The organism is Pseudomonas sp. PS02303, from assembly GCF_029959925.1.
Classification (GTDB): domain Bacteria; phylum Pseudomonadota; class Gammaproteobacteria; order Pseudomonadales; family Pseudomonadaceae; genus Aquipseudomonas; species Aquipseudomonas mandelii.
Map to the genome: position 1 here is coordinate 1 of NZ_JASCOM010000463.1, position 2,418 is coordinate 2,418.

Here is a 2,418-nt window from a genome sequence, read left to right on the forward strand (position 1 = left end):
CTCCGGTATCCATCCGGGGACACTGCCCTCCGGTCTGCTTCGCGACGACCTACATGCAGCGTGTTCGACTGCGTCGAACGGCGCTGCGCGCCACTCCCCGGATGAACACCTCCACTCAGCCTCCCGACGGGGCGGGTGGATCAAGATCAAGAGCTGCAGGCGAGCTAACGCTCGGCCTGATGAGTGGTGAGAATCAAAGGCTATACGCTGAATTCTTGTAGGAGCGAGGCTTGCCCGCGAAGGCGGCCTGACAGCCGACCAATCTCTTGCAGATGTACACCAACCCCCTGTGGGAGCTGGCCTGCCAGCGATGGCGGCCTGACAGCCGACCAATATCTTGCAGGTATACGCCGAACCCCTGTGGGAGCTGGCTTGCCAGCGATGGCGGCCTGACAGCCGACCCATCTCTTGCAGATGTACGCCGAACCCTTGTAGGAGTGAGCCTGCTCGCGATGGCTGAGTGTCAGACGACATCAATGCTGGATGTCAGACCGCCATCGCGGGCAAGCCCGGCTCCTACAGGTATTAGCTGTGTGGCGCAGGTTTTGGTACTGCGACGTTATCCAGCATCCGGTTTGCGGCCAGTTCAGCCAGCATGACGATCTGTTGAATGGCCATCGCCTTGTGCCGGTACGGGCCTTCCAGATGGTCCGCGAAGTCGCTCGCCATCACGCTGGCCTGGGCCAATGACTCGCAGGTGTGGGCCAGCAGGTCTTCGTCTTTGATGTCCGGTGCGATCAAAAACATCGTGCTGGGTTTGCGGTTGGCAGGGGATTTGAGGGCGGCGGGGTTGAGGTAGTGATCCAGCGCGCGTTCGGCGGCTTCGTTGAGTTTTTTGGAATCGAGGGATTCGTAGGGGGAAACGTCGTCGGTTTCCGGAGGGTTCGGTGTTTCTTTGATCATGCGGAAGTTACTCATTGGCAGATGAAGTGGAACTGCCATCTTTCGTTTTCCAGACGAAAGGGTGGCAGCCATGCGCGGACTGGAAAAACCGGGACACCCACCAAAACCCGGTAGACCCGAAGGTCTCCCGCGCACAGCCGCCATAACAAGGATTTGCGTGCAGAAAAAAGCGCCGCAGTATGCCATGGGGTTTGGTAAGTGTTCGCCAGGTTTTCCAGACCTGGCCGCTGATTTTGCAGCGACCCACAAAGCCTACCCATTTCCCGTCTGACCCAACAACCGACAGAACCCGTCGGAAACATTCCCCAAAATCACTGCGTCTGTAGGACCGTGAAATCAGTTCGCCACCCGAGCCCCACCCAGACTCCCACTCAATTCATACGCCACCAATTCCGCCTGATGCGCCGCCAATATCTCCGGCAACGACCCGCGCAAGTACTCGACCCAGGTCTTTATCTTCGCGTCCAGGTACTGGCGCGACGGGTAGATCGCATACAGGTTCAGTTCCTGCGAGCGGTAGTTCGGCATTACTCGCACCAGCGTGCCGTTGCGCAGGCCTTCAATCGCCGCGTACACCGGCAACACACCGACGCCCATGCCGCTGATGATTGCGGTTTTCATCGCGTCAGCCGAGTTCACCAGGAACGGCGAGCTGTTGATGGTGACCATTTCCTGGCCTTCCGGGCCGTCGAAAGTCCATTTCTCCAGCGGGATCACCGGGCTCACCAGGCGCAGGCACGCGTGGTTAAGCAAGTCGCTGGGCTTGTGCGCGCAGCCGTTGGCTTTCACATACGCCGGCGAGGCGCAGACGATGCTGTAGGTGATGCCCAGGCGCTGGGAGACGAACCCTGAGTCCGGCAGTTCGCTGGCGAGCACGATGGACACGTCGTAGCCCTCGTCGAGCAGGTCCGGCACGCGGTTGGCCATGGTCAGGTCGAAGGTAACGTCGGGGTGGGTCTTGCGATAACGGGCGATGGCGTCGATCACGAAGTGCTGACCGATGCCGGTCATGGTGTGCACTTTGAGCTGCCCGGCCGGGCGCGCGTGGGCGTCGCTGGCCTCGGCTTCAGCCTCTTCGACGTAGGCCAGGATCTGCTCGCAGCGCAATAGATAGCGTTTGCCGGCCTCGGTCAGGGCGATGCGACGGGTGGTGCGGTTGAGCAGGCGGGTTTGCAGGTGGGCTTCCAGGTTGGAGACCGCGCGCGAGACGTTGGCCGTGGTGGTGTCCAGTTGCACGGCGGCGGCGGTGAAGCTGCCGGCCTCGGCCACGTAACTGAAGGCGCGCATGTTTTGCAAAGTGTCCATGGGGTGCTCTCGGGTGCGATGGCAAATTGTGACACAAGGTTTCAGAGTCTGAGACCCCGACCAAGGGATTATCGCGTTAACGGTAACAAAGATTCACAGGATTCCCAGCTTATCGCCGTACAGGCCGCCCCCTAGAATTGCGCCGGTCATTGTAGGAGCGAGGCTTGCCCGCGAAGGCGGCGTGACAGTCACCAACGATGTCGACTGATT

At 60.5% G+C, this 2,418-nt stretch carries 2 protein-coding genes; both read right to left on the minus strand.

What is annotated here, in order from left to right; translation table 11 throughout:
* Positions 1 to 525: 525 nt before the first annotated feature.
* Positions 526 to 903 (minus strand): DUF6124 family protein, encoded by a 378-nt coding sequence (locus tag QMX98_RS34065; protein WP_282412062.1) that lies wholly within the window; start codon positions 901 to 903, stop codon positions 526 to 528.
* Between the two features lie 336 nt (positions 904 to 1,239).
* Positions 1,240 to 2,208: a LysR family transcriptional regulator gene (locus tag QMX98_RS34070; protein ID WP_077748258.1), complete on the minus strand. Its 969-nt coding sequence runs from the start codon at positions 2,206 to 2,208 to the stop codon at positions 1,240 to 1,242.
* Positions 2,209 to 2,418 lie beyond the last annotated feature (210 nt).

Excerpts from the sequence above, each read along its gene's own strand:
- QMX98_RS34070 (WP_077748258.1), bottom strand. The coding sequence starts at position 2,208 with ATGGACACTTTGCAAAACATGCGCGCCTTCAGTTACGTGGCCGAGGCC.
- QMX98_RS34065 (WP_282412062.1), bottom strand. The coding sequence starts at position 903 with ATGATCAAAGAAACACCGAACCCTCCGGAAACCGACGACGTTTCCCCC.